The following is a 25889-nucleotide window of genomic DNA, read 5'->3' as shown; positions in this document are numbered from 1 at the left end:
GGTGAAAGCGCGTTGGTTATAGGGCCCCGAAGGTCCCCTGTGGGAGTGGTGGATGGGTTTAAATCTCTTGCGAGGCAGGCATCCCAACCACCGGGATCGTTCAAATAGCCAAACCCCGGACGAATCCGGGGTCTGAGCCGATGTGGCGACCTAACAGGTTCGCAACAGCCCGTCCAGTGGGCATTGCGAAAATCCTCCCCCTGCCCCGCACAAAAGAAAAGAAGGCGCCGAAGCGCCTTCTTGTATTGGATTAGCAGTTACCCAAAGCGGGTATTAGTCAAGGCCAACGCTCTCGGCCAGACGCATACCGGGGTCGAGGATTTCAACTTCGGCTTCGTTGAATTCCGGCATGCTTTCCAGACGCTCTTCGGTCACGCCGGGAACGATGACTTCGTCTTCACGCATGATCAGCTTCTCAACCGGAATGGCGACTTCGTTTTCGCCCATACCAAGGAAACCACCGACGCCGATGATCGCAACAACGGTGTCACCACGGACGCCGATGAAGTCGATTTCGCCAACGTCTTCACCGGTCTCGGTTGCAACGCTGCGGCCAGTCAGTTCTTCGGCGGTCAGGTTGAAGATCGGCAGACGCTGCACGTTCTCCTGATAGCGGGCACGGTCTTCTTCGGCCATATTGCCCTGCTCATCCGCGTTAAAGTCTTCCATCAGCACGCGCGCTTGCTCTTGCTCAACGTCGATCTCGGCGCCTTCGGCACCTTCAACGTTGACCTGCGGCGCTTCGGCTTCTTCGACGACAACATTCGCGTCTTCGCCCTGCTGCACGTTCACGTTTGCTTCTTGCTGTTCAACGTCGACGCGGGCTTCTTCGGATTCGGCCACGTTCACATCGGCTTCGGCCTGCTCAACGGTCACGCGCGGCTCGGCTTCTTCGATGGTCACTTTCGGTTCGGGGCGCACGAACTTCACGACGGGTTCGGGCTGCTCGAGATCAACGATCGGCTCGCCGGTGTCCACGTCAACCTGCGGCTTCGGGACCTGCACAGTCACGACCGGCTCGGGGATGCGCACGGTAACCTGCGGCTGTGCCTGCTCTACCGTGATGATTGGGGCCTGCTGCTGCACGCGAACGGTCGGCTCGGGAACGGCGACGTTCACTTCGGGCTGGCCCTGCTCAACGGTCACAACGGGTGCGTCCTGCGAGACGTTCACATCGGGCTCGGGAACGGTCACGTCAACTTCGGCGTCTTCCTGCTCGACAACCACTTGGCCGCCAGCAACATTCGCGGTCGCGGCTGCGCCACCTTCGACTTCGGCTTCCATCTCGGCTTCAACTTCGGCGTTGCGCTCGATGGTCTCTTCGACGTTCTCTGTCGCATCCTGCGCCAGAACCGGAGCGGCCGCGAAAAGGGCAACGGCGGATACGCCAGCCATGAGTGTTTTGGTATAGATCATTAGGTCTCTCCCGTGTTCGTTTACGATAAGTGAGGCGCGCAGCACCCCGTTTTCCACGGTGAGACAACCGGCAGCTTTCTGCTCTGTTCCGAATAAATTGATGGCTTTTTTTCGGAACTTTTCCGGGGTCGCCGCATGATTGAACGCGCAGCCGAGAAGATCGCGCGAAGGTAATGACAGCCCTCCAAATGCAAAGACCCCCGCCAAAGCGGGGGCCTAGATCATAGCCAAATCCTGCGGCTTCAGGCGACGCGGCGCGCCTGCGCGAAAGACAACAGGCGCTTGCTTTTCTCATCCCACAGATGCAGCCGCGCGTTGGCAAGGCTCTCGCGGATGGTCATCCGGTTCCCCTCCGCCAAGGCGACATGATCGCGCAGCACTTCCGGCAGGCGATAGAAGGGAATGCGGCTGTAGAGGTGGTGCACATGGTGAATGCCGATATTGGCGCTCAGCCACTGCAAGGGACGCGGCAGGATGTAATGCGAGGAGCCGTGAAAGGCCGCGTCATGCAGGTCCCAAGCGTCATTCTCTTCCCAATGGGTCGTCTCGAACTGGTGCTGCACATAGAACAACCACATGCCCGCCGTGGCCGCCAGAAGGGTGCTGGGTACGAAGATCAGCAGAATGGGCATGATCCCCCCGAAATAGAAGATCACCGCAAGTGCTGCGAGGATCGTCAGATTGGTGCCCATCGCGCTCAGCCAATAGCGGATCTGCGCCATCAGTCCCAGTGGCACGCGGTTCTGCACGAAGAAGAGATAGGTCGGCCCAAGACCAAAAAGCACGATCGGGTTCCGATACAGGCGGTAATGCAGCCGCCCGAACAGCCCAAGCGCGCGATACTCCGCAACCGTGAGCGTGTGAATATCGCCAATGCCGCGACGGCCAAGGTTCCCGGCTGAAGAGTGGTGAATCGAATGGGTGCGACGCCACACGTCATAGGGCGTCAGCGTCAGCACCCCGAGCGCGCGGCCCACCCAATCGCTGGTGCGGCGACTGCTGAAAAAGGCCGCATGGCCGCAGTCGTGTTGGATCGCGAAGAGCCGCAGCAAGAAGCCCGCGTTCACCAGCGAGATCGCGAGTGCCAGCCAGCCGCTGACTGAGAGCGCCCACCAAGCCAGCGCCCAAAGGAGGATAAAGGGACCGAGCGTGATCGCCAGTTCAAAACTGCTGCGCCAAGTGCTCGGCTCGCGGTAACGGGCCAGCACGCGCACCCAGTCGCGCGCGTTCGACACGTCCGCAGACGCGCCGGAGGTAGATTTTTCGTGGGACATGGACCTGCTTTTTGTCGTTATCCGAGGTCTTGTAGAGGAAAGCACGCCGCAAGCAACGCCCGCGTCACCCTTTGCCGTTACGTCGCGGCATTTAGGCTGGAAACAGCCTGCTTTGGGGGGAGGGTTGAGCCTGTGGCTAGTCCATGGCCGGGGTGGCATGCATGCTCCGAGGGCCAGCGCCTGCCCGCGGGTCGGCGATCTGACGGACCTTGGTGCCACTTTATGGTACAACCGAGATGTGCTTTTGCGAGGTCACGTCCAGACTCACCAAATCGCCTACCCGTCCGGGCGGGCAGGCGATGGCCCGGCGCCTGCGGCTTGTCCCGGGCCCCGGCGCATCCCCGAAACGAAAAAGGCCCCCGCAATGCGGAGGCCTTTTCCAAATGTCTAACCGGCAATCAGAGCCCGGTGGAGACGTCGATCGTGTTGCCCTCTTCGAGCGTCACATAGGCCTTTTTCACGTCCTTACGGCGGCCCATTTGGCCCCGGAAACGCTTGACCTTGCCTTTGGTGATGGTCGTGTTCACGGCCTTCACCTTGACGTTAAAGAGCGCCTCAACGGCCTCTTTGATCATCGGCTTGTTGCTTTCGATCGCAACTTCGAAGACGACGGCGTTCTGTTCGGACGCCATGGTTGCCTTCTCGGTAATGACCGGCTTGCGGATCACGTCGTAGTGTTGATGCTTGGCGCTCATTTCAGGCGTGCCTCCAATGCTTCAATCCCCGCTTTGGTGATCACCAGAGTATCACGCTTGAGGATGTCATAGACGTTTGCGCCCATCGACGGCAGGATGTCCAACCCATCGATGTTGCGCGCGGCCTGTGCGAAGTTCTCGTTGACCGAAGCGCCATCGATGACCAGCGCGCGTTTCCAGCCCAGGTTCGAGACCTGCTTGGCCAGAGCGGCGGTTTTGCCCTCGGAGGTTGCTTCGTCGATGATGACCAGCGAACCGGCTTTTGCTTTGGCGGACAGCGCGTGGCGCAGGCCCAGCTTGCGGAACTTCTTGGTCAGCTCGTGGCCGTGGCTGCGCGGGGTCGGACCCTTGTAGATACCACCCTTGCGGAAGATCGGCGCGTTGCGGTCACCGTGACGTGCGCCGCCGGTGCCCTTCTGGCGATAGATCTTCTTGGTCGAGTAGCTGGTCTCGGACCGGGTCTTGACCTTGTGCGTCCCCTGCTGCGCGTTGTTACGCTGCCAGCGCACGACGCGGTGCAGGATGTCGGCACGCGGCTCCAGGCCGAACAGGGCTTCGTCCAAGTCTACGGACCCGGCTTTGCCACCGTCGAGTTTGATGACATCGAGTTTCATGCGTCACCTTCTTTCTTGTCAGCGTCGGCATCGGAATTGTCGGCATCCGAACCTTCAGCTGCGATTTCGGCTTCTGCGGCTTTCAACGCTTCAGCTTCCTGTGCGGCTTGCTCTTCGGCCAAACGCTTGGCTTCGGCTTCTGCCTCTGCGGCGGCTGCGGCGGCGGCCTCTTCGGCGGCTTTCGCAGCTTCGTCAGCGGCGGATTTCAGAGCGGCGGGCAGGATCGCATCTTCGGGGAACGGTTTTTTGACCGCATCCTTGACGGTGACCCAGCCACCTTTGGAGCCGGGAACGGCGCCTTTGACCATGATCAGGCCACGCGCGCTGTCGGTCTTGACGACCTCGAGGTTCTGCGTGGTGACACGGGCAGCACCCATGTGGCCGGCCATTTTTTTGCCTTTGAAAACCTTGCCGGGATCCTGACACTGGCCGGTGGAGCCGTGCGAACGGTGGCTGATGGAGACACCGTGTGTCGCCCGCAGACCGCCGAAGTTGTGACGCTTCATGGCACCGGCAAAACCTTTACCGATCGATGTGCCTGCAACGTCAACATACTGACCGGCGAAGTAATGGTCAGCGGTGATTTCCTCACCGACGTTGATCATCGCGTCCGCATCGACGCGGAACTCGGCCAGCTTGCGCTTGGGTTCCACCTTCGCCGCGGCGAAGTGGCCACGCATGGCTTGGCTTGTACGTTTGGCTTTCGCCGAACCGGCACCGAGCTGAACAGCGGTGTAGCCGTCGCGGTCCGCGGTGCGCTGTGCGACAACCTGAAGCTTGTCCAACTGAAGAACGGTCACAGGGATCTGCTTGCCGTCTTCCATGAACAGCCGGGTCATGCCGACTTTTTTTGCAATAACGCCTGAGCGCAACATATGATTACCCTCCCGGCTTTACGATTGCAGCTTGATCTCGACGTCCACGCCAGCGGCGAGGTCGAGCTTCATCAGCGCGTCCACGGTCTGGGGGGTCGGATCGATGATATCCAGCAGACGCTTATGCGTGCGGATTTCAAACTGGTCACGGGATTTCTTGTCGACGTGGGGACCACGAAGAACGGTGAATTTCTCGATCTTGTTCGGCAGCGGAATGGGACCGCGAACCGAAGCGCCTGTGCGCTTGGCGGTGCTGACGATTTCCTGAGTGGAGGCATCGAGCACCCGGTAGTCAAACGCCTTCAGGCGAATGCGGATGTTCTGGCTTTGAACGGCCATATGCATATCCCTTGTTTTGGGATTCTAACGGATTGGAGGAAGCAGGCTCATCCGGCCCCCTCTTCGCGCCTTGGTAATAAATCAAACGGGGCGCGTCTGACGCACCCCGGTTCGATGCGCGTCCTATAGGGGGAATCAAAGCAAGTGGCAAGAGGGTTCTAAAAACCCCCGTGTTTTTAGAACCAGTGCGCAAAGTCACGCCGCCCCGGCGTGACCGCGCACCCCGTCCGCGTTCAATCACAACCGGAAAACGCGCCGTCTCCCCCAGTATCACGCGCACGCCAAAGGCCCCTCTCCCGCCAAAGCAAAAGGCCGCAGCAAAAGCTGCGGCCTTTCGAATATCTGAACCGTGGTCCCCGGTCAGGCCAGGGGATGGGCTCTCATCGCTCCTGCGGAGCGACTGCCGCCCACCAGGTCCGTTTCAAAATCACTCAGTGATTTTGGAAACGACGCCCGCGCCAACAGTCCGGCCACCTTCGCGGATCGCGAAGCGCAGGCCGTTTTCCATGGCGATCGGTGCGATCAGCTCAACGCCGAAGGACACGTTGTCGCCGGGCATGACCATCTCGGTGCCTTCTGCCAGTTGAACGGTGCCGGTCACGTCAGTTGTACGGAAGTAGAACTGCGGACGGTAGTTCGCGAAGAACGGCGTGTGACGGCCACCTTCCTCTTTGGTGAGGATGTAGGCTTCGGCTTCGAACTTGGTGTGCGGGGTCACGGAGCCGGGCTTGCAGAGAACCTGACCACGCTCAACGCCGTCACGCTCAACGCCGCGCAGCAGGGCGCCGATGTTGTCGCCAGCTTCACCACGGTCCAGCAGCTTGCGGAACATTTCCACGCCGGTGCAGGTGGTTTTCTTGGTGTCGCGGATGCCGACGATTTCGATTTCGTCGCCAACGTTGATCACGCCACGCTCGACACGGCCTGTCACAACGGTACCACGACCGGAGATCGAGAAGACGTCTTCGACCGGCATCAGGAAGGGCTGGTCCACGGCACGCTCAGGTGTCGGGATGTAGGCGTCAACCTCGGCCATCAGCTTCTTGATGGACTCTTCGCCGATCTCGGGCTTGTTGCCTTCCATCGCCGCCAGAGCGGAACCTGCAACAACGGGGATGTCATCGCCGGGGTAGTCGTAGGAGGACAGCAGTTCGCGGATTTCCATCTCGACGAGCTCGAGCAGCTCTTCGTCGTCAACCTGGTCAACTTTGTTCATGAAGACGACCATGGCGGGGATGCCAACCTGACGGCCAAGCAGGATGTGCTCGCGGGTCTGGGGCATCGGGCCGTCGGCCGCGTTCACAACCAGGATCGCGCCGTCCATCTGCGCCGCACCGGTGATCATGTTTTTCACATAGTCAGCGTGGCCGGGGCAGTCGACGTGGGCGTAGTGACGGTTCTCGGTCTCATACTCGACGTGCGCGGTCGAGATGGTGATGCCGCGGGCCTTCTCTTCGGGCGCGCCGTCGATCTGGTCATACGCTTGGAAGTCACCGAAGTATTTGGTGATCGCCGCGGTCAGCGTGGTTTTACCGTGGTCAACGTGGCCGATCGTGCCGATGTTGACGTGCGGTTTGGTGCGTTCAAACTTTGCCTTTGCCATGGTGTTGGCTCCTTTTGGTCTTTCTCAATGGTGTATGCGCAGCACACACCCAACGATTTGGGTCGGCGCGCGGTTTCCAACGCGCCGATTTCCTTAAGCGAACTTGGCCTGAATCTCGTCCGAAATGTTCTGCGGCACGGGTTCGTAGTGGTCGAACTGCATGGTGAAGTTCGCACGACCCGACGACATCGAACGCAGGGTGTTGATGTAGCCGAACATGTTGGCCAGCGGCACGAAAGCGTCGATCGCGATGGCGTTGCCGCGCGTATCTTGACCCTGCACCTGGCCCCGACGAGATGTCAGGTCACCGATGATGCCACCGGTGTATTCTTCCGGGGTTACAACTTCGACCTTCATGATCGGTTCCAGCAGCTTGGCGCCAGCTTTCTTCATGCCTTCGCGCATACCCATACGGGCGGCGATTTCGAAGGCCAGAACACTGGAGTCAACGTCGTGGAACTTACCGTCGATCAGGGCAACCTTGAAGTCGATGACCGGGAAGCCCGCAAGCGGACCAGAGTCCAGAACCGACTTGATACCCTTTTCCACGCCCGGGATGTATTCCTTGGGAATGGCACCACCGACGATGCGGCTCTCGAAGGAGTAACCTTCGCCCGGCTCGGTCGGCGTCAGGATCATCTTGACCTCACCGAACTGACCCGAACCACCCGACTGCTTCTTGTGGGTGTAAGTGATTTCGGCTTCGCGGCTGATGGTCTCACGATAGGCAACCTGAGGCGCACCGATGTTCGCTTCAACCTTGAACTCACGCTTCAGACGGTCGACGAGGATGTCGAGGTGAAGTTCGCCCATGCCCTTCATGATAGTCTGACCGGATTCCAGATCGGTTTCGACGCGGAAAGAGGGGTCTTCGGCGGCCAGACGGGCCAGACCTGCAGACATCTTTTCCTGGTCGGCCTTGGTCTTCGGCTCGACCGCGATCTCGATCACCGGATCGGGGAAGGTCATGGTTTCGAGGACGACCGGATCGTTCTGCGCGCAGAGCGTGTCACCGGTGGTGGTGTCCTTAAGACCCGCCAGCGCGATGATGTCGCCCGCGAAGGCCTCTTCGATTTCCTCGCGGTTGTTGGAGTGCATCATCATCATACGACCGACGCGCTCTTTCTTACCCTTGGTCGAGTTCAGAAGCGTGTCGCCCTTGCGCAGAACGCCCGAGTAGATGCGGGTGAAGGTCAGCGAGCCGACGAAGGGGTCGTTCATGATTTTGAACGCAAGGCCCGAGAACGCCATGTCGTCATCCGCGCGGCGCGGGATGTTGCGGGTCTCAGTTTCGTCGCCCGGCTTGAAGCCCATGTAGTCGACAACGTCCAGCGGGCTGGGCAGGTAATCGATCACGGCGTTCAAGAGCGGCTGAACACCCTTGTTCTTGAAGGCGGAGCCACAGAGAACGGGGATGAACTTGATGGCCAGGGTACCCTTGCGGATCAGGTCGCGCAGGGTGTCGACGTCCGGCTCGGCGCCGTCCATCAGGTAGTTTTCCATCGCCTCGTCGTCCATCTCGACCGCGGTCTCGATGAGCTTGGCACGCCATTCGTCGGCGGTCTCTTTCAGGCTGTCACGGATTTCGCGCTGTTCCCAGGCGGCACCGAGGTCTTCACCGGCCCAGACCCATTCTTTCATGGTCACGAGGTCGACGATGCCTTCCAGCTCGTTCTCTGCGCCGATCGGGATCTGGATCGGAGCAGGCGTGGCGCCTGTGCGGTCCTTGATCATATGCACGCAGTTGAAGAAGTCCGCGCCGATCTTGTCCATCTTGTTGACGAAAACGATACGCGGCACCTTGTAGCGGTCAGCCTGACGCCAGACGGTTTCGGTCTGCGGCTCAACACCGGCGTTGGCGTCGAGAACGGCAACCGCACCGTCGAGAACGGCCAGCGAACGCTCAACTTCGATGGTGAAGTCAACGTGGCCGGGGGTGTCGATGATGTTCATCCGGAACTTGGTGTCGGATGTCGCATCGGCTGTGGGCTCTTCCTGACGCTGCCAGAAAGTGGTGGTCGCGGCGGAGGTGATGGTGATGCCGCGCTCTTGTTCCTGCTCCATCCAGTCCATGGTTGCGGCGCCGTCATGCACCTCACCAATGTTGTGGCTTTTGCCGGTGTAGAACAGGATGCGTTCGGAACAAGTGGTTTTACCGGCATCGATGTGAGCCATGATGCCGAAGTTGCGGTAGCGTTGGAGCGGATAGTCGCGTGCCATGGGGCTGCTTCCTCGAAAATATCAGTACGAACGGATCGCGCCCGAAACCGGGCGCGACGTTGAAATTACCAGCGGTAGTGGCTGAACGCTTTGTTCGCGTCGGCCATCTTGTGCGTATCTTCGCGCTTTTTAACAGCGGTACCACGGGACTGCACAGCGTCCAGCAGCTCGCCGGCAAGGCGTTCTTCCATGGTGTTTTCGTTACGCGCACGGGCGGCCTTGATCAACCAGCGGATCGCCAGCGCCTGACGACGCTCGGGGCGCACTTCGACCGGCACCTGATAGGTGGCACCACCCACACGGCGCGAGCGGACTTCGACGGAGGGCTGGATGTTTTCCAGCGCTTCGTGGAACACTTCGATCGGCGCGCGCTTGATCTTGTCTTCGACGCGGGTCATCGCGTTGTAAACGATACGCTCGGCGACAGATTTCTTGCCGTCGATCATCAGGTTGTTCATGAATTTGGTGAGAACCAGATCGCCGTATTTGGCGTCTGGCAGGACTTCGCGTTTTTCAGCGGCGTGGCGGCGTGACATGTCAGTGTCTTCCTCTTGGCGGGTGGTGGGGCGCTGCCCCACCGAACATCGGGTGGATCGGCGGGGACGGGCCCCACCGGTGCGAGATTACTTCGGACGCTTCGCGCCGTACTTCGAACGACGCTGCTTACGGTCTTTGACGCCCTGCGTATCAAGAACACCGCGCAGGATGTGGTAACGCACACCCGGAAGGTCTTTTACACGACCGCCGCGGATCAGAACCACGGAGTGTTCCTGAAGGTTGTGGCTCTCACCCGGGATGTAGGAGATCACTTCGAACCCGTTGGTCAGGCGCACCTTGGCAACCTTACGCATCGCCGAGTTCGGCTTTTTCGGTGTGGTGGTGTACACGCGTGTGCAGACGCCGCGCTTTTGCGGGCACTCCTGCAGGTGCATGGATTTCGAACGTTTGACTTTCGGCTGCCGCGGCTTGCGGATCAGCTGTTGGATCGTTGGCATTCCGGTTATATCCCCGTATCGCTCAGATTGTGTACACGGGGGATCCCCCATGCGGCTAATTTCGGTTACTTCATGCGTCCACAAAGCAAAATGACCGCAACGTTCCCGTACCGAGGAAAACGACGCGGTGGGTTAACAGAGGATCGGGCCAGTAGTAGGCCGGATCGTGACCACTTCAGTTATGAATTCGGACTGGCAGAGCGGCCTCCACCTCCGAGATAGCGGGCGTATAGAGCGTTGCGCGGGGCCTGTCAACAGGTGCGCCCCGGTGGGGGCGCGGAGGTTTGCCGGGTGATGGCCCGGCGCCTGCGGGTTGGTTCCGGGCCCGGGTCGCACATTCCACCCTTGCCACGCCCCTGCCCCGCTCGCCATAGTCCGGCGAAGGACAAAAGGAAATCTTCATGCAAGCGATCGGCCTTTGCCGCTTTTCCTACCCGGCCTTGGGCGGCTTTCAGGTCGGCCACGAAACCACCGAGGAACGCATCGCCTATCTCTATGACGCGGCCCGGCTCGAAGAACGTTTCCGCCTTCTCGAAACCGTCGCCCTGCCCTGCCTGAAAGCGCAGACAGACCCGGACTTCTCGATCGTCTTCGTCATCGGCGACCAGTTTCCCACCGAACACGCCCGACGCCTCGAATCGCTGCTGGCCGACCTGCCGCAGGCGGTTATTCACCGTGAGCCGCCGCGCAATCATCGGGAGGTGATGAAGGAGGTGCTCAACGCCGCGCGGATCAACCCGGCCGAACCCTGCCTGCAATTCCGCTACGACGATGACGATGCGGTCTCGGTCGACTTCATCGCGCGGCTGCGCCAGACGGTCGCGCAAAGCGCGGGTCTGCTGAAAGGCCAGCGCTCCGTCGCCTTTGACTGGCCCAAGGGCTACATCGCGGAATTCGGCCCGCAGGGCATCCGCGCCGCCGAAGTGTACCGTCCGCTCAATGTCGCGGCACTTGCGATGTATGTGAAGGGCGGCAGCCCGCTCACCATCATGAACTTCGCCCATGAGAAACTGCCGCGCTTCATGCCCTGCGTCAGCCTGCCCGATGCGGCGATGTTCGTGCGCAGCCACAACGGCTCGAACGATTCGCGGCAGGGGCTCGCGCGGCATGTAGAGGTGGCCCCGCTGGATGCCGAAGGCGAAGCGCTGTTTCAGGAACGGTTCGCTATCGATCAAGCTCAGGTGCGGCGCGTCTTCTCGGCCTGAACCTTTAACTTCCGCTCGCGGTAGAGGGTGAAGACCCCCGTGGCCACCACGATCCCCGCGCCGATGAGGGTCATGGCCCCCGGCCAGTCACCAAAGACGACCCAGCCCAGCAAGAGCGCCCAGAGCAGGCCGGTGTAGCGAAATGGCGCGATGAAGCCGATATCGCCCACCCGCATCACTTGGATCGAAAAGAAATAGCCGCCTAGCACAAAGACCCCTGAGCCGCCAATCAGCGCCGCGACCGAGGGCGTCACCGGCGCCCAAGGCGCGCTCAGCGACGCCAAGCCCGCCGCCGTCATCACCGACAGGGCGGTCACGAAAGTCACGGTCATCGAGGGTACCGCCGGTGACAAGGCGCGGGTCGACAGGTCACGGACCGTCACGCAGAGCACGGCGATCAGAACGTAGATCGACCAGATATTGAACCCTTCCGCCCCCGGTTTGACGATTAACAGCACGCCGCAGAAACCAATGCCGATGGCGACCAAACGCCGCCAGCCGACCGCCTGCCGGAACACCAGCGCCGCCGCCAGCGTCACCGAAAGCGGCACGACCTGAAGGATGGCGGTGACATTCGCCAAGGGCATGTTGAACAACGCGGTGAGAAAGAAATATGCCGCCGCGATCTCGGCCACCGAACGCAGGCCGATGACCTGCCAGTCCCGTGCATGAAGCCGAAAATCGATCCGGCCAAGCTGCCGACTAAGGGCCAAGATCAGCACCGAAGTCGTCACCCCGCGCAGGAACAACAGCTGAAACAGGGGCAGCGCCCCGTCGGTCATTTTGAGCAGCGTGTCGTTAAACGTGAAACAGGCCATCGAGGCGATCATCAGCAGCGCGCCGATGGTATTGGGGGACATGAAAGCGCTCCGGGAAAAATGGTGCGGCTTATATCACTGCCGCCCCCGAATGACTGGCAGCGGCTACGGGGGCTGTCAAGAACGGCGGCCCGCCCCGCCCAGATTGATGCGCTCTACTGGTTCGAAGCCTGCGCCACCGGCTGCTGCTGGCTGGCCAACAGATTACGCACAGTGCTGCGCAGCAACCCCGGCTCGACCGGCTTTTGCATCACCGTGGCCGCCAGATCGCGGAAGGCGTCATAGACCTCAAGATCGCGGGTGCGCCCGCTGAGAAAGATGATCGGCGTCCCGGCGATGGCCGGATTCTCGCCAAACCGATGGGCCAGTTCCAACCCGCCCATATCCGGCATGGAAATATCGCTGATGATCAGGTCAGGCTTGAGATCATCGACCACCGCCAGCGCATCGCGGGCGTTCAGACAGGAGACAAAGCTCAGCGACCTGTCGTCGGAAAAGATCATCTTGACCAGTTCCAGAACGATCGGGTCGTCGTCGATATGTAGAATGCGGGACGTCATCAAAGCACCTTACGACGGTTAAGCTTTTGCAAACCTATTCGGACTATGTGGCGGATATAAGGCTTTGGCCTTAGAAACCAGCCCCCCGGGGTGGTGTCTGGCCGCGGCATTTGCCCACCCCATAAAAAAGCCCCCGCAGCGTCACTGCGGGGGCTTTTGTTTTTCAATAAGGTGCTGAGATCAATCGCGGCTCTCGTCGTCACCGACCGGCGTGTTGAACACATCGCCACCGATGATGTCGTCCTCCACAGAGGCTTCCGGCGCGGCCAAACGGGCGGCGGCTTCGGCCTCTTCGCGGCGCGCTTCGATCACGACGTTGTCGCGGTCTGTCGCCACTTTGCGCATCGCCTGCGTCGCGCCACCGGTCCCGGCGGGGATCAGACGGCCCACGATGACGTTCTCTTTCAGACCGACCAGCTTGTCCCGCTTGCCCTGAACCGAGGCTTCGGTCAGCACGCGCGTGGTTTCCTGGAACGAGGCGGCCGAGATGAAGCTGCGGGTTTGCAGTGACGCCTTGGTGATGCCCAGCAGGATCGGCTCGCCCTTGGCAGGACGGCCACCCTTCTTGAGCGCCTTCTCGTTGGCCTGATCGAACTCCTGCTTGTCGACGTGTTCGCCCTTGAGCAGCGTGGTGTCGCCGCTTTCTTGGATTTCCCACTTCTGCAGCATCTGACGGACGATGACTTCGATGTGTTTGTCGTTAATCTTCACACCCTGCAGGCGGTAAACGTCCTGCACCTCGTCAATCATATACTCGGCCAAGGCTTCAACGCCCATGATCGCGAGGATGTCGTGCGGTGCGGGGTTGCCGTCCATGATGTAGTCGCCCTTCTGCACGAAGTCGCCTTCGGCCACGGGGATGTGCTTCCCCTTGGGCACCATGTATTCAACCTTCACGTCCGGATCATCCGCGCTTTCGATCGCGATGCGACGCTTGTTCTTGTAGTCCTTGCCGAAGCGGACGTAGCCGTTGATTTCCGCGATGATGGCGTGATCCTTGGGGCGACGCGCCTCAAAGAGTTCGGCCACTCGCGGCAGACCACCGGTAATGTCCTTCGTCTTGGCACCTTCACGCGGAATACGCGCGATGATGTCACCGGCCTGTACCTGCGTCTGGTCTTCGACAGAGAGAACCGCGTCCACCGACATCGGATAGGTCACCGGGTTGCCCGCATCGTTGCGGACCGGTTCGCCATCTTCACCCACCAAGATGATCTCGGGCTTGAGCTCGTTGCCCTTGGGGGCCGCGCGCCAGTCGATCACGATCTTCTGGGTCATGCCGGTAGCTTCGTCGGTGTCTTCCTTGACCGCGATGCCCGAGACCAGGTCGACGTATTTGGTCGTACCGGGTTTCTCGGCGATGATCGGCAGGGTGTAAGGGTCCCATTCGAACAGCTTGTCACCGCGCGCCACGTCGTCGCCTTCTTTGACGTGCAGCTTGGTGCCGTAGCCGATCTTGTGGCTGGCCCGCTCCTCACCATTCTCATCGACGATCAACAGCTTCATGTTCCGGCCCATGACGAGCACTTCACCGGCGCTGTTTTCAAGCGTCTGTGCGTTCTCGAAAGCGACCTTGCCCGACTGGCTGGCCTCAAGGAAGGACTGCTGACCACCCTGCGCAACACCGCCGATGTGGAAGGTCCGCATCGTCAGCTGTGTACCGGGTTCACCAATCGACTGGGCCGCGATGATGCCAACGGCCTCACCTTGGTTGACCAGCGTGCCGCGTGCGAGGTCACGGCCATAGCACATGGCGCAGACGCCCTCTTCGGCATCACAGGTCAGCGGGCTGCGGATCCGTGCGGACTGCACCCCGGCCTCGTCGATGGCATCCGACATGCGCTCGTCGATCAGCGTGCCGGCGGGCACCAGAACATCCTCGGTGCCGGGCACCAGAATGTCATCCGCCGCAACACGGCCCAGCAGACGCTCGGCCAGCGAGGAGACAACCTCACCATCGTTGACAGCCGCTTCGGCGGTGATCGCGGTTTCGGTGCCGCAGTCATGCTCGCGCACGATGCAGTCCTGCGCCACGTCCACCAGACGGCGTGTCAGGTAACCGGAGTTCGCTGTTTTCAGAGCGGTATCCGACAGACCTTTCCGCGCACCGTGGGTCGAGTTGAAGTACTCGAGAACGGTCAGACCTTCTTTAAAGTTCGAGATGATCGGCGTCTCGATGATGTCGCCATTCGGCTTCGCCATCAGGCCGCGCATCCCGCCCAGCTGTTTCATCTGCGTGACCGAGCCACGGGCACCGGAGTGGGCCATCATGTAGACCGAGTTCGGCTCTTTCTCGGAACCGTTCTCGTGGTGAGTCACCGCGGAGATGGAGCCCATCATCGCCTCGGTCACCTTGTCGTTACACTTCGACCATGCATCGACGACCTTGTTGTACTTTTCGCCCTGAGTGATCAGGCCGTCCATATACTGCTGTTCAAAGTCCTTCACCTGCTCGCGGGTTTCTTCAACCAGCGGCCATTTGGTGTCGGGAATCAGCATGTCGTCTTTGCCGAAGGAGATGCCCGCTTTGAAAGCTTCGCGGAAACCCATGGTCATGATCTGGTCACAGAAGATGACCGACTCTTTCTGACCGCAGTAACGGTAGACGGTGTCGATGACCTGCTGCACTTCTTTCTTGCGCAGCAGACGGTTGACCAGATCAAACGGCGCTTTGGCGTTCAGCGGCAGAAGCGCACCAAGACGGATACGACCGGGGGTCGTGTCAAAGCGCATCATCACTTCGTTGCCTTCAGCGTCGATCTGTTTGATCCGCGCCTTGATTTTCGAGTGCAGGTGAACCGCACCGGCGTCGAGGGCGTGCTGCACCTCGTCGACGGAGCCGAAGACCATGCCTTCGCCAACCATGCCTTCACGCTCAAGGGTCGTGTAGTAGAGACCCAAGATCATATCCTGCGACGGTACGATGATCGGTGCGCCGTTTGCAGGCGACAACACGTTGTTCGTGGACATCATCAGAACACGCGCTTCCAACTGGGCTTCCAGCGAGAGCGGGACGTGAACGGCCATCTGGTCACCGTCGAAGTCGGCGTTGAAGGCCGAGCAGACCAGCGGGTGCAGCTGGATCGCCTTGCCTTCAATCAGGACGGGTTCGAACGCCTGAATGCCAAGACGGTGCAGCGTCGGCGCGCGGTTGAGCATGACGGGGTGTTCACGGATCACCTCATCAAGAATGTCCCAAACCTCGGGGCGCTCTTTCTCGACCAGCTTCTTGGCCTGTTTCACGGTGGAGGACAGACCTTTGGCCTCAAGCCGCGAATAGATGAACGGCTTGAACAGTTCCAAGGCCATCTTCTTGGGAAGACCACATTGGTGAAGCTTCAACTCCGGGCCGGTCACAATAACCGAACGACCCGAGAAGTCGACGCGCTTACCCAGAAGGTTCTGACGGAAGCGGCCCTGCTTGCCTTTCAGCATGTCCGAGAGCGACTTCAGCGGGCGCTTGTTGGCACCGGTGATGACGCGGCCACGGCGGCCGTTGTCGAAGAGTGCGTCGACCGATTCCTGCAGCATCCGCTTTTCGTTGCGCACGATGATGTCGGGCGCGCGCAGCTCGATCAGACGCTTCAAACGGTTGTTCCGGTTGATGACGCGGCGATAGAGGTCGTTGAGGTCCGAGGTCGCAAAGCGGCCACCATCGAGCGGCACCAGCGGGCGCAGCTCGGGCGGGATGACCGGGATCACGGTCATGACCATCCACTCCGGACGGTTGCCGGATTCAAGGAAGCTCTCGACCACTTTCAGACGCTTGATGATCTTCTTGGGCTTCAGCTCGCCTGTCGCCTCTTTCAGATCGGCGCGCAGGTTCTCGGCTTCGGCTTCAAGGTCGATCGCCGCCAGCATCTCGCGGATCGCTTCGGCGCCGATGTTGGCGGTGAAAGCGTCCATGCCATAGGCGTCTTGCGCGTCCATATATTCTTCTTCGGTCATCATCTGACCGTATTGAAGATCGGTGAGGCCCGGCTCGATCACGACGTAGTTTTCGAAGTAGAGCACGCGCTCCAGATCACGCAGAGTCATGTCCAGCATCAGGCCGATGCGCGAGGGCAGCGATTTGAGGAACCAGATGTGCGCCACCGGCGAGGCCAGCTCGATGTGGCCCATACGCTCACGGCGGACCTTTTGCAGCGTGACTTCCACACCGCATTTCTCGCAGACGACGCCGCGATACTTCATGCGCTTATATTTGCCGCAGAGGCATTCGTAGTCTTTGATCGGGCCAAAGATACGCGCGCAGAACAGGCCGTCACGCTCGGGCTTGAACGTGCGGTAGTTGATGGTTTCCGGCTTCTTGATCTCACCGAAGGACCAGCTCAGGATCCGCTCGGGCGAGGCCAAGGAGACCTTGATTTCGTCAAACGCTTTTTGCGGCGTCAGCGGGTTGAACGGGTTGTTTGTCAGTTCCTGGTTCATTTTCAAATCCTTGAAAGGGGTGCGTTGGGAGTGAGGGGTGCCGTTTTCTTTGAAAGAAAACGGCCCGGAATTTTTAAAAAATTCCGTTTAAACCTCACTCATCCTCCTCCGCATCCAGGAGTTCCATATTCAGGCCGAGGCCGCGCACTTCCTTGACGAGAACGTTAAAGCTCTCCGGAATGCCCGCTTCGAAGTTATCCTCGCCCTTGACGATGCTTTCATAGACCTTGGTCCGGCCCGCGACGTCGTCCGACTTGACGGTCAGCATTTCCTGCAATGTGTAAGCGGCACCATAGGCTTCAAGCGCCCAGACTTCCATCTCACCAAAGCGCTGGCCACCGAACTGCGCCTTACCACCCAGCGGCTGCTGTGTGACGAGGGAGTACGGCCCGGTCGAACGCGCGTGGATCTTGTCGTCCACCAGGTGGTGCAGCTTCAGCAGGTACTTCACGCCAACGGTCACCGGACGCGCGAACTGCTCGCCTGTCCGACCATCGAAGAGCACCGACTGACCGGAGGTGTCGAACCCGGCCCGCTTGAGGCTGTCGTTCACGTCCGCTTCCTTGGCGCCGTCGAAGACCGGTGTGGCGATCGGCACGCCGCGGCGTACGTTGTCAGCCGCTTCCAGCAGCGTGTCCTCGTCCATGCCGGTGATGCCTTCTTCGTAGACATCCTCGCCATAGGCCAGTTGCATCGCTTCGCGCACCGGCGTCAGGTCACCCGAGCGGCGGTATTCCTGCAGCGCCTCATCAACGTTCAGACCCAGACCGCGTGCGGCCCAGCCCATATGCGTCTCGAGGATCTGACCGACGTTCATACGCGACGGCACACCCAGCGGGTTGAGGCAGAAGTCGACCGGGGTACCATCGGCGAGGAACGGCATGTCCTCCATCGGCACCACTTTCGAAATCACACCCTTGTTCCCGTGACGACCAGCCATCTTGTCGCCCGGCTGCAGCTTACGCTTCACCGCCACGAAGACCTTGACCATCTTCATCACGCCCGGGGGCAGGTCGTCGCCACGGCGGACTTTCTCGACCTTGTCCTCGAAACGCGCATCCAAGGTCCGTTTCTGGATCTCGTACTGCTCGTTCAGGGCCTCGACGATCTTGGCGTCATCCTCGTCCTCAAGAGCCAGCTGCCACCACTGACCGCGGGTCAGGGTTTCCAGCAGTTCCTCGGTGATCTGGCTGTTCGCCTTCACGCCTTTCGGGCCTTTCACGGCAACCTTGCCGAGGATCATGTCCTTGAGACGCGCGTAGATGTTGCGGTCGAGGATCGCCAGCTCGTCGTCCCGGTCACGGGCCAGACGTTCGACTTCCTCACGCTCGATCTGCAGCGCACGCTCGTCTTTCTCAACGCCGTGACGGTTGAAGACACGCACTTCGACAACGGTGCCGAAATCGCCCGGCTTCACCCGCAAGGAGGTGTCGCGCACGTCCGAGGCCTTCTCACCAAAGATGGCGCGCAGAAGCTTTTCTTCCGGCGTCATCGGGCTCTCGCCCTTGGGTGTGATCTTGCCCACAAGGATGTCGCCCGGCTCTACGTCCGCACCGATATAAACGATACCGGCTTCGTCGAGGTTGCGCAGGGCTTCCTCGCCGACGTTCGGGATGTCGCGGGTGATCTCTTCGGGCCCGAGCTTGGTGTCACGTGCGGCGACTTCGAATTCCTCAATGTGGATCGAGGTAAAGACGTCGTCGCGGGAAATCCGCTCGGAGATCAGAATGGAGTCCTCGTAGTTGTAGCCGTTCCACGGCATGAAGGCGACGACGACATTCTTGCCGAGCGCCAGTTCCCCCATGTCGGTCGACGGACCGTCCGCGATGACTTGACCCTTCGTGACCTTCTCGCCCACTTTCACCAGCGGACGCTGGTTGATGCAGGTGTTCTGGTTCGAGCGCTGGAACTTGCGCATGCGGTAGATGTCCACGCCCGCGTCGCCCAGCTCAAGGTCTTCGGTGGCCCGGATCACGATACGGGAGGCATCGACTTGGTCGATGATACCCGCGCGGCGTGCCGTGTAGGCCGCCCCGGAATCGCGCGCCACGACCTCTTCGATCCCGGTGCCGACAAGCGGCGCCTCGGCTTGCAGAAGCGGCACGGCCTGACGTTGCATGTTCGAGCCCATGAGAGCGCGGTTGGCGTCGTCGTTCTCAAGGAAGGGGATCAGCGAGGCAGCGACCGAGACCAACTGCTTCGGGCTCACGTCGATCAGGTCCACGTTCTCGGTCGGCGCCAGCGTGTAGTCACCGGACTGACGGGTCGAGACCATCTCGTTCACGAACTTCATGTCGTCGTCGAGGTTGGCGTTGGCCTGCGCCACGGTATGACGCATTTCCTCGGTCGCTGACATGTAGTGCACTTCGTCGGTGACGGTGCTGTCTTTGACAACGCGGTAAGGCGTTTCGATGAAGCCGTATTTATTCACGCGGGCAAAGGTGGCCAGCGAGTTGATCAGACCAATGTTCGGACCTTCCGGCGTCTCAATCGGGCACATCCGGCCATAGTGGGTCGGGTGCACGTCGCGCACCTCGAAGCCTGCACGCTCGCGGGTCAGACCGCCCGGCCCAAGCGCCGAAAGGCGACGCTTGTGCGTCACTTCGGACAACGGGTTGGTTTGGTCCATGAACTGCGACAGCTGCGAGGAGCCGAAGAATTCACGCACCGCAGCCGCGGCGGGCTTGGCGTTGATCAGATCCTGCGGCATCACGGTGTCGATCTCGACGGAAGACATCCGCTCCTTGATCGCGCGCTCCATCCGCAGCAGGCCGACGCGGTACTGGTTTTCCATCAGCTCGCCGACGGAACGCACACGACGGTTGCCGAGGTGGTCGATGTCGTCGATGTCGCCGCGGCCATCGCGCAGGTCCACCAGCGCCTTGATGCAGGCGACGATATCGTCACGGTCCAGCGTGCGCTGCGTGTCGGGCTTGTCGAGCGCCAGACGCATGTTCATCTTCACGCGGCCCACGGCCGAAAGGTCGTAACGCTCGGAATCGAAGAACAGCGTGTCGAAAAGCGCAGACGCGGCCTCGACGGTGGGCGGCTCGCCCGGGCGCATGACGCGGTAGATGTCCATGAGCGCGGTGTCGCGGTTCATGTTCTTGTCCATCGCCATGGTGTTGCGCATGTAGGGGCCGACGTTGACGTTGTCGATGTCCAGCAGCGGAATCTCGGTGATGCCGGCGTCGATCAGCTCCTTCGCGGTGCCGCCGATCAGCGTGCCGTCCTTGTCGTATTCCAGCGTCAACTCGTCACCGGCCTCGACGTAGATCGCACCGGTTTCCTCGTTGATGATGTCACGCGCGACGAACTTGCCGACGATGTGGTCGAAGGGCAGCAGCAGTTCCTTGACCTTGCCTTCGTCCAAGAGCTTCTTGACCGCACGGGGGGTGACCTTTTTGCCGGCCTCGAAGAGGATCTCGCCGGTGTTGGCGTCGATCAGATCGTAGGTCGGACGCGTGCCGCGCACGCGGTCGGGGAAGAAGGGCGCAACCCAACCCTTGTTCTTCTCCAGCTTGAAGGTGACGGTGTTGTAATAGGCATTCATGATGCCTTCTTGGTCCAGCCCCAGGGCATAGAGCAGGGTCGTTACCGGCAGCTTGCGGCGACGGTCGATGCGGGCATAGACGATGTCCTTGGCGTCGAACTCGAAGTCCAGCCAGGAGCCGCGGTAGGGAATGATGCGGCAGGCGAACAGCAGCTTGCCCGAGGAGTGGGTCTTGCCCTTGTCGTGGTCAAAGAACACGCCCGGGGAGCGGTGCATCTGGGAGACGATCACACGCTCGGTGCCGTTGACCACGAAGGTGCCGTTCGGGGTCATCAGGGGCATGTCGCCCATGAAGACGTCCTGCTCTTTGATGTCCTTGACGGACTTGGCACCAGTGTCCTCGTCCACATCGAACACGATGAGGCGCAGGGTCACTTTCAGCGGCGCGCTGTAGGTCATGTCGCGCTGCTGGCATTCCTCAACGTCGTACTTGGGCTTTTCCAGCTCGTACTTGACGTATTCGAGAACCGAAGTCTCGTTAAAGTCCTTGATCGGGAAGACCGACTGGAAAACGCCCGTGATCCCCTCACCATCGGTGGGGGTCTCGGCGTCGCCGGAATTCAGGAACAGATCATAGGAGGATTTCTGAACCTCGATGAGGTTCGGCATCTCCAGCACTTCGCGGATCTTGCCGTAATATTTACGCAGACGTTTCTGGCCAAGGAAGGATTGTGCCATGTGTCGTGTCACCTTTCGTGTCTCTCGCCGAGCGCATCAACCACCGGGGCCGTGGTGCGCGCCCATAAGAGCGGAAAATCCGGGTCAATTCTTGGAATGCGTCCCACTGCACCCCTTCCGACCTTGGACCTCTCCAGAGAAATGCTCCCGCGGGGAACATTCGTCAAAACAGGTCAGGCTGGACAGGAAAATTCCCGTCCAGCCCTTGTTCATGCGTGGTGCGTGAGGACACGCACCTCTGGCTTAGGCCAGCTCGACTTCGGCGCCAGCTGCTTCCAGCTTGCCTTTGATGTCTTCGGCTTCGGCTTTGTCTACGCCTTCTTTGATCTTGCCACCAGCTTCGACCAGGTCTTTGGCTTCTTTCAGGCCGAGACCTGTGATGCCGCGGACTTCCTTGATCACGTTGATCTTGGATGCGCCGGCGTTCTTCAGAACGACGTCGAATTCGGTCTTTTCTTCTTCGGCAGCGCCACCTTCAGCTGGGCCGGCCATCATCACTGCGCCGCCAGCGGCGGGCTCGATGCCGTACTCGTCTTTCAGGATGGTTTTCAGTTCTTGTGCTTCAAGCAGAGTCAGACCAACGATGTCTTCTGCCAGTTTTTTCAGATCAGCCATGTTTAGCTCTTTCCGTTACGATATGTGTGTTCCAACGCGCGTGTTCAACCCGTGCGCCAGTTTGACGATTTGCCTTACGCAGCCGCCTTGTCCTCGATGGTGGACAAGATGGATGCGATGTTGCTTGCAGGTGCGCCAATGGCCCCGGCGATGTTCGAAGCAGGTGCGCCGAGCATGCCCGCGATGGAGGAGATAAGCTCCTCGCGCGAAGGCATTTTCGACACGGCTTCGACACCGGCGGCGTCCAACGCGTTCTCACCCATTGCGCCGCCGAGGATAACAAGCTTGCTGTTTTCCTTGGCGAACTCCTGAGCAACCTTGGCCGCGGCCACAGGATCCTCAGAGTAGGTCAGAACGGTCATACCCGTCAGAAGGTCAGCAATGCTTTCGCATGGCTTGCCCTCAAGGGCGATCTTGGCGAGCCTGTTTTTGGCAACACGCACGGCCCCACCGGCTGCGCGTGCGCGCGCCCGAAGGTCCTGCATTTCGGCAACTGTCAAACCGACGTAGTGGCTAACCACAACGACGCCAGAGCTTTCAAAGATTTGGCCGAGTTCGTCGACCAACTGTTCTTTTTGTGCTCTATCCACAGTTTCACTCCAAATTTGGGGGTTGCCCCCCGGCTCAGTTCAGGATGCGGTCTTCTGCACCCCATTCGGGTCCAATGTCAGGGTCCCGGCCAAAACCGCCCGAAGGCAGGAATTTCCGGTTTCCCATCTCAGGAAGGAATTATTCAGGCCAAAGCCCAAACCCTCCGTCTCGGACAGACGCGCGGACCGATGTTCTGGTCCTTGCGTATCTGGCGACCGAAGCCGCCAAATCTCGGGTCGTAAGGTGAGAGGCTGGCCCCCACCCCACGGGATCACTCGGCAGTCGCGTTCTCGACAGCGACCGACACGCCCGGGCCCATTGTGGAGCTCAGGTTGATCTTTTTCATGTAGGTGCCCTTGGCACCGGCCGGCTTGGCTTTGGACACGGCGCCGACGAAGGCACGGATGTTCTCAACCAGCTTGGCTTCGTCGAAGGACAGTTTGCCAACGCCTGCGTGGACGACACCGCCCTTTTCGGCTTTGAACTGCACTTCACCACCCTTGGCCGCTTTCACGGCGTCAGCGACGTCCATGGTCACGGTGCCAACCTTGGGGTTCGGCATCAGGTTGCGGGGGCCAAGCACTTTACCCAGACGGCCAACGATCGGCATCATGTCGGGTGTCGCAATGCAACGATCGAAGTCGATCTTGCCGGACTGCACGGTTTCCATCAGGTCTTCTGCGCCAACGATATCTGCGCCCGCCTTTTCGGCTTCTTCAGCTTTCGCGCCACGGGCGAAGACGGCAACGCGCATGGTTTTGCCGGTGCCGTTGGGCAGGCCGACAACACCGCGGACCATCTGGTCCGCGTGACGCGGGTCAACACCGAGGTTCATCGCGATCTCGATGGTCTCGTCGAACTTCGCGCTGGCGTTCGATTTGATGAGGCTTACCGCTTCTTCAACGGTGATCTCTTCTTTGCCAGCAAAAGCTTCACGGGCGGCGCGGGTGCGTTTTCCAAGTTTTGCCATCTTACTTCACCTCGATGCCCATGGACTTCGCGGAGCCCAGGATGATTTTCATCGCCGCTTCCACGTCGTTCGCGGACAGGTCGGCGGCTTTTGCTTCTGCGATCTCGCGCAGCTGCTTGGTGGTCACGGTGCCGACAGTCTCACGGCTCGGTGTTTTCGCGCCGGAGTTCACCTTGGCAGCTTTCTTCAGGTAGTAGGACGCCGGGGGCGTCTTGATGTCCATGGTGAAGGACTTGTCCTGATAGTAGCTGATCACGGTGGGGCACGGTGCGCCCGGCTCCATGTCTGCGGTCTTGGCGTTGAACGCCTTGCAGAATTCCATGATGTTGATGCCGCGCTGACCGAGGGCGGGACCCACGGGCGGGGACGGGTTTGCTTGACCCGCTTTAACTTGCAACTTCATCGTACCGACGAGTTTCTTGGCCATTGGCCTTCTCCTTTCAACACCCTTGGGGCGCGCCCCGCGGGTTCTTCGTTGCGTGGTCCGGGCCTAGGCGCCGCGGCGCCCGTCCCTCCCACAATGACCGGCGCCCTCAGGTGCCGGGATGGCGGGGCGAACCCCGCCGCACACTCAGACCTGCTTATTGACCTGAGTGAATTCCAATTCGACCGGGGTCTCCCGGCCAAAGATCGAGACCGAAACCTTGAGACGCTGGTTCTCGTCGTCGACCTCTTCGATCATGCCGTCGAAATCCTCAAACGGACCATCGGCGACTTTGACTTTCTCACCGACCTCGAAGTGGATCAGCGTGCGCGGCGCTTCTTCGCCTTCCTGCACGCGACCCAGGATCGCCTGAACCTCGGCATCGCGCATCGGCATCGGACGGCCCTGCGGGCCAAGGAAGCCAGTGACGCGGTTGATCGAGTTGATCAGGTGATAGCCCGCGTCTGACATCTCCATATGCACCAGCACGTAGCCGGGCATGAAGCGACGCTCGGTTGTCACCTTCTTGCCGCGCCGGACCTCGATCACCTCTTCGGTGGGCACCAGCACTTCGTCGATCTGGTCTTCAAGTTCCTGCTCGGCCACGGACGCGCGGATCTGCTCGGCGATCTTCTTTTCGAAGTTCGACAGGACACTGACCGAATACCACCGTTTTGCCATCTGAACTCTGGTCCCTGTCTTGCCATGCGGGCTGCCCCGGCATGAAATTCGTCAATCAACACGGGGGCCAAGCCCCGCAACATCTGAACAAAAAATCGGCGCGCAACTCGAATCGCCGCACGCCCTTTTCAGGTCAGGTCTGCGCAATAGCCCGCGCAGACGCAGGTTTCAAGGGTGTAAAGATAAAATCACCCATGCGGGCGGTGCTCAGCCGAACATCCCAAGGATCTGCTGCAAGCCGCCGCGGATCAGGATATCGACAATTGCAAAGAAAACAGCTGTCAGCGCGGCAAGGATAAAGACCATCAGCGTGGTCAGCATCACTTCGCGCTTTGTCGGCCAAACAACCTTTGCAACTTCGGTGCGAACCTGCTGGATGAACTGAAGCGGATTGGTGGTGGCCATGACATCTTTCCCTGTTGCCCGATTGGGCGGATGTAACGGGTCCGCCCCATAGTTTCAAGACGTCTTCGCGCGCGCCTCAGGCTTCCGGGTCGCGCAGACGATCGAACCGGCGGTCAAGCGCCGCGTCATGCCGCGCCTCTGCCGCTGCCATCTCGCCAAAGTCGGGAAGATACAGCCCGTCGACGGTGCCTTCGGGGAATCGGTCGAGCACGGCGTCCCATTTCATGGCGAAAGCATCCAAACGCGCATGAAGCGCCGCCGCACGCTCGGGCCGCCGCGCGGCATACCAGCGCCCAAGCGCCATCGCTCGCTGCCAAAACCCGTCATAACCGAGGGCGAGGAAGACCCCCAACGCCACAAACACTGTGACGAATACCACGCCGAACACCAACCAAGGGCGTAGAACCACCGCCAACGCCAGGAGGCTGAGGATCACCGCGCGGGCCGGAGGACGTTTCGCACGAATCCTACGGCGTGACCCCTTCCTAATTTTAACGTCAACGGCTTCCGGCTCCGGCAAATCCGGAAAAGCCACGCGCCCCGGCCGCCGAGGGGCCACCGGCGGCTCTGCCGGCCCCGAACCGGCGCGTGGGTCCGGAGCACTCTCCGCATCTACCATAACATTCCGAATCGCAGACATCGCGGCGGGGTCCAGCTCGGACGAAGAAGGGGCAGCCTTTTCAATGGGGGGCGTCATATCAGTCTCTCTACGCAGTTGCGAAAGAGTTACTGATCCATTGCGCCAAGTGAAGGGCGGAAAGTAGACAGTTATTGGGCATCACTCCCCCCCCTCAAACACAAAACCGCCGCAGCTTTGAGCTGCGGCGGTTTTGTTATACTGATCATCGTCGAGAGATACTGTAGTCTAGGAACTTATTAGGTTTGGCGATGACCTACTCTCCCACGTCTTAAGACGCAGTACCATCG

The 25889-nt window shown here is 60.4% G+C and carries 22 protein-coding genes; 1 reads left to right on the top strand and 21 read right to left on the bottom strand.

Features of this window, described 5'->3' with window-relative positions; all coding sequences use genetic code 11:
- Positions 1 to 273: 273 nt before the first annotated feature.
- The 10 genes from ACGYKA_RS14250 to rpsL form a co-directional block, all read right to left on the bottom strand.
- A complete protein-coding gene (locus tag ACGYKA_RS14250; RefSeq protein ID WP_271688303.1) occupies positions 274 to 1416 on the bottom strand; it encodes a PRC-barrel domain-containing protein in 1143 nt (380 codons plus the stop codon).
- Positions 1417 to 1658: 242 nt separating this feature from the next.
- A complete protein-coding gene (locus tag ACGYKA_RS14245; RefSeq protein WP_394418355.1) occupies positions 1659 to 2690 on the bottom strand; it encodes a fatty acid desaturase in 1032 nt (343 codons plus the stop codon).
- Positions 2691 to 3088: 398 nt separating this feature from the next.
- Complete coding sequence (locus tag ACGYKA_RS14240; RefSeq protein WP_394415153.1) at positions 3089 to 3385, bottom strand: 50S ribosomal protein L23; 297 nt, start codon at positions 3383 to 3385, stop codon at positions 3089 to 3091.
- The gene (gene rplD, locus ACGYKA_RS14235; protein WP_067267960.1) at positions 3382 to 3999 is read right to left on the bottom strand and encodes a 50S ribosomal protein L4; all 618 of its coding nucleotides are present in this window, start codon (positions 3997 to 3999) and stop codon (positions 3382 to 3384) included. Before rplD ends, ACGYKA_RS14240 begins: the two co-directional genes overlap by 4 nt.
- A complete protein-coding gene (gene rplC, locus ACGYKA_RS14230; RefSeq protein ID WP_209218388.1) occupies positions 3996 to 4874 on the bottom strand; it encodes a 50S ribosomal protein L3 in 879 nt (292 codons plus the stop codon). The genes rplD and rplC overlap by 4 nt, the downstream gene beginning before the upstream one ends.
- Positions 4875 to 4892: 18 nt before the next feature.
- On the bottom strand, positions 4893 to 5213 hold the full coding sequence (gene rpsJ / locus ACGYKA_RS14225; protein ID WP_067267998.1) for a 30S ribosomal protein S10: 321 nt from the start codon (positions 5211 to 5213) through the stop codon (positions 4893 to 4895).
- Positions 5214 to 5640: 427 nt separating this feature from the next.
- Positions 5641 to 6816 carry an elongation factor Tu gene (tuf, locus tag ACGYKA_RS14220; protein ID WP_067260569.1) on the bottom strand — a complete coding sequence of 392 codons (1176 nt, stop codon included), beginning with the start codon at positions 6814 to 6816 and terminating at the stop codon, positions 5641 to 5643.
- 93 nt (positions 6817 to 6909) lie between these two features.
- Positions 6910 to 9036 carry an elongation factor G gene (gene fusA, locus ACGYKA_RS14215; RefSeq protein WP_209219795.1) on the bottom strand — a complete coding sequence of 709 codons (2127 nt, stop codon included), beginning with the start codon at positions 9034 to 9036 and terminating at the stop codon, positions 6910 to 6912.
- A 65-nt stretch (positions 9037 to 9101) separates the two neighbouring features.
- Positions 9102 to 9572 carry a 30S ribosomal protein S7 gene (gene rpsG / locus ACGYKA_RS14210; protein WP_067267956.1) on the bottom strand — a complete coding sequence of 157 codons (471 nt, stop codon included), beginning with the start codon at positions 9570 to 9572 and terminating at the stop codon, positions 9102 to 9104.
- 87 nt (positions 9573 to 9659) lie between these two features.
- A complete protein-coding gene (gene rpsL, locus ACGYKA_RS14205) occupies positions 9660 to 10031 on the bottom strand; it encodes a 30S ribosomal protein S12 (RefSeq protein ID WP_007118826.1) in 372 nt (123 codons plus the stop codon).
- 401 nt (positions 10032 to 10432) lie between these two features.
- Between rpsL and ACGYKA_RS14200 the strand changes: the two genes are divergently transcribed.
- Entirely contained in the window at positions 10433 to 11236 is an 804-nt protein-coding gene (locus ACGYKA_RS14200; RefSeq protein WP_394415149.1) for a putative rhamnosyl transferase, read from the top strand.
- Here the strand turns inward: ACGYKA_RS14200 and ACGYKA_RS14195 are convergent.
- From ACGYKA_RS14195 to ACGYKA_RS14145, 11 genes are all read right to left on the bottom strand, one after another.
- Positions 11209 to 12096, bottom strand: a complete 888-nt coding sequence (locus tag ACGYKA_RS14195) for a DMT family transporter (protein WP_394415146.1) — start codon at positions 12094 to 12096, stop codon at positions 11209 to 11211. The genes ACGYKA_RS14200 and ACGYKA_RS14195 overlap by 28 nt on opposite strands.
- Positions 12097 to 12209: 113 nt before the next feature.
- Positions 12210 to 12614, bottom strand: coding sequence for a two-component system response regulator (locus ACGYKA_RS14190; protein WP_067267950.1), 405 nt, complete (start codon positions 12612 to 12614; stop codon positions 12210 to 12212).
- A 180-nt stretch (positions 12615 to 12794) separates the two neighbouring features.
- A complete protein-coding gene (gene rpoC, locus ACGYKA_RS14185; protein ID WP_394415143.1) occupies positions 12795 to 17045 on the bottom strand; it encodes a DNA-directed RNA polymerase subunit beta' in 4251 nt (1416 codons plus the stop codon).
- Between the two features lie 94 nt (positions 17046 to 17139).
- Entirely contained in the window at positions 17140 to 21276 is a 4137-nt protein-coding gene (gene rpoB, locus ACGYKA_RS14180; protein ID WP_394418357.1) for a DNA-directed RNA polymerase subunit beta, read from the bottom strand.
- A 243-nt stretch (positions 21277 to 21519) separates the two neighbouring features.
- A complete protein-coding gene (rplL, locus tag ACGYKA_RS14175; protein ID WP_067267945.1) occupies positions 21520 to 21891 on the bottom strand; it encodes a 50S ribosomal protein L7/L12 in 372 nt (123 codons plus the stop codon).
- A 74-nt stretch (positions 21892 to 21965) separates the two neighbouring features.
- Positions 21966 to 22481, bottom strand: a complete 516-nt coding sequence (rplJ, locus tag ACGYKA_RS14170) for a 50S ribosomal protein L10 (RefSeq protein WP_067267943.1) — start codon at positions 22479 to 22481, stop codon at positions 21966 to 21968.
- Positions 22482 to 22753: 272 nt separating this feature from the next.
- A complete protein-coding gene (gene rplA / locus ACGYKA_RS14165; protein WP_209219800.1) occupies positions 22754 to 23452 on the bottom strand; it encodes a 50S ribosomal protein L1 in 699 nt (232 codons plus the stop codon).
- Position 23453: 1 nt separating this feature from the next.
- Positions 23454 to 23879 (bottom strand): 50S ribosomal protein L11, encoded by a 426-nt coding sequence (gene rplK, locus ACGYKA_RS14160; protein ID WP_067267940.1) that lies wholly within the window; start codon positions 23877 to 23879, stop codon positions 23454 to 23456.
- 144 nt (positions 23880 to 24023) lie between these two features.
- Complete coding sequence (nusG, locus tag ACGYKA_RS14155; protein ID WP_067264099.1) at positions 24024 to 24557, bottom strand: transcription termination/antitermination protein NusG; 534 nt, start codon at positions 24555 to 24557, stop codon at positions 24024 to 24026.
- Positions 24558 to 24764: 207 nt separating this feature from the next.
- Positions 24765 to 24962: a preprotein translocase subunit SecE gene (secE, locus tag ACGYKA_RS14150; RefSeq protein WP_394415137.1), complete on the bottom strand. Its 198-nt coding sequence runs from the start codon at positions 24960 to 24962 to the stop codon at positions 24765 to 24767.
- A gap of 76 nt (positions 24963 to 25038) precedes the next feature.
- The gene (locus ACGYKA_RS14145) at positions 25039 to 25398 is read right to left on the bottom strand and encodes a hypothetical protein (protein ID WP_394439067.1); all 360 of its coding nucleotides are present in this window, start codon (positions 25396 to 25398) and stop codon (positions 25039 to 25041) included.
- Positions 25399 to 25889: the final 491 nt, after the last annotated feature.

The sequence above is a fragment of the Sulfitobacter sp. 1A15106 genome (assembly GCF_043556995.1).
Taxonomy (GTDB): Bacteria; Pseudomonadota; Alphaproteobacteria; order Rhodobacterales; family Rhodobacteraceae; genus Sulfitobacter; species Sulfitobacter faviae.
Note: the sequence above shows the minus strand (reverse complement) of the source record. Positions and strands in the feature narration are given on the sequence as shown.

Bases quoted from the DNA above. Each gene is read 5' to 3' on its own strand.
- ACGYKA_RS14250 (WP_271688303.1), bottom strand. From the start codon at position 1,416: ATGATCTATACCAAAACACTCATGGCTGGCGTATCCGCCGTTGCCCTT.
- ACGYKA_RS14245 (WP_394418355.1), bottom strand. From the start codon at position 2,690: ATGTCCCACGAAAAATCTACCTCCGGCGCGTCTGCGGACGTGTCGAAC.
- ACGYKA_RS14240 (WP_394415153.1), bottom strand. From the start codon at position 3,385: ATGAGCGCCAAGCATCAACACTACGACGTGATCCGCAAGCCGGTCATT.
- rplD (WP_067267960.1), bottom strand. From the start codon at position 3,999: ATGAAACTCGATGTCATCAAACTCGACGGTGGCAAAGCCGGGTCCGTA.
- rplC (WP_209218388.1), bottom strand. From the start codon at position 4,874: ATGTTGCGCTCAGGCGTTATTGCAAAAAAAGTCGGCATGACCCGGCTG.
- rpsJ (WP_067267998.1), bottom strand. From the start codon at position 5,213: ATGGCCGTTCAAAGCCAGAACATCCGCATTCGCCTGAAGGCGTTTGAC.
- tuf (WP_067260569.1), bottom strand. From the start codon at position 6,816: ATGGCAAAGGCAAAGTTTGAACGCACCAAACCGCACGTCAACATCGGC.
- fusA (WP_209219795.1), bottom strand. From the start codon at position 9,036: ATGGCACGCGACTATCCGCTCCAACGCTACCGCAACTTCGGCATCATG.
- rpsG (WP_067267956.1), bottom strand. From the start codon at position 9,572: ATGTCACGCCGCCACGCCGCTGAAAAACGCGAAGTCCTGCCAGACGCC.
- rpsL (WP_007118826.1), bottom strand. From the start codon at position 10,031: ATGCCAACGATCCAACAGCTGATCCGCAAGCCGCGGCAGCCGAAAGTC.
- ACGYKA_RS14200 (WP_394415149.1), top strand. From the start codon at position 10,433: ATGCAAGCGATCGGCCTTTGCCGCTTTTCCTACCCGGCCTTGGGCGGC.
- ACGYKA_RS14195 (WP_394415146.1), bottom strand. From the start codon at position 12,096: ATGTCCCCCAATACCATCGGCGCGCTGCTGATGATCGCCTCGATGGCC.
- ACGYKA_RS14190 (WP_067267950.1), bottom strand. From the start codon at position 12,614: ATGACGTCCCGCATTCTACATATCGACGACGACCCGATCGTTCTGGAA.
- rpoC (WP_394415143.1), bottom strand. From the start codon at position 17,045: ATGAACCAGGAACTGACAAACAACCCGTTCAACCCGCTGACGCCGCAA.
- rpoB (WP_394418357.1), bottom strand. From the start codon at position 21,276: ATGGCACAATCCTTCCTTGGCCAGAAACGTCTGCGTAAATATTACGGC.
- rplL (WP_067267945.1), bottom strand. From the start codon at position 21,891: ATGGCTGATCTGAAAAAACTGGCAGAAGACATCGTTGGTCTGACTCTG.
- rplA (WP_209219800.1), bottom strand. From the start codon at position 23,452: ATGGCAAAACTTGGAAAACGCACCCGCGCCGCCCGTGAAGCTTTTGCT.
- rplK (WP_067267940.1), bottom strand. From the start codon at position 23,879: ATGGCCAAGAAACTCGTCGGTACGATGAAGTTGCAAGTTAAAGCGGGT.
- nusG (WP_067264099.1), bottom strand. From the start codon at position 24,557: ATGGCAAAACGGTGGTATTCGGTCAGTGTCCTGTCGAACTTCGAAAAG.
- secE (WP_394415137.1), bottom strand. From the start codon at position 24,962: ATGGCCACCACCAATCCGCTTCAGTTCATCCAGCAGGTTCGCACCGAA.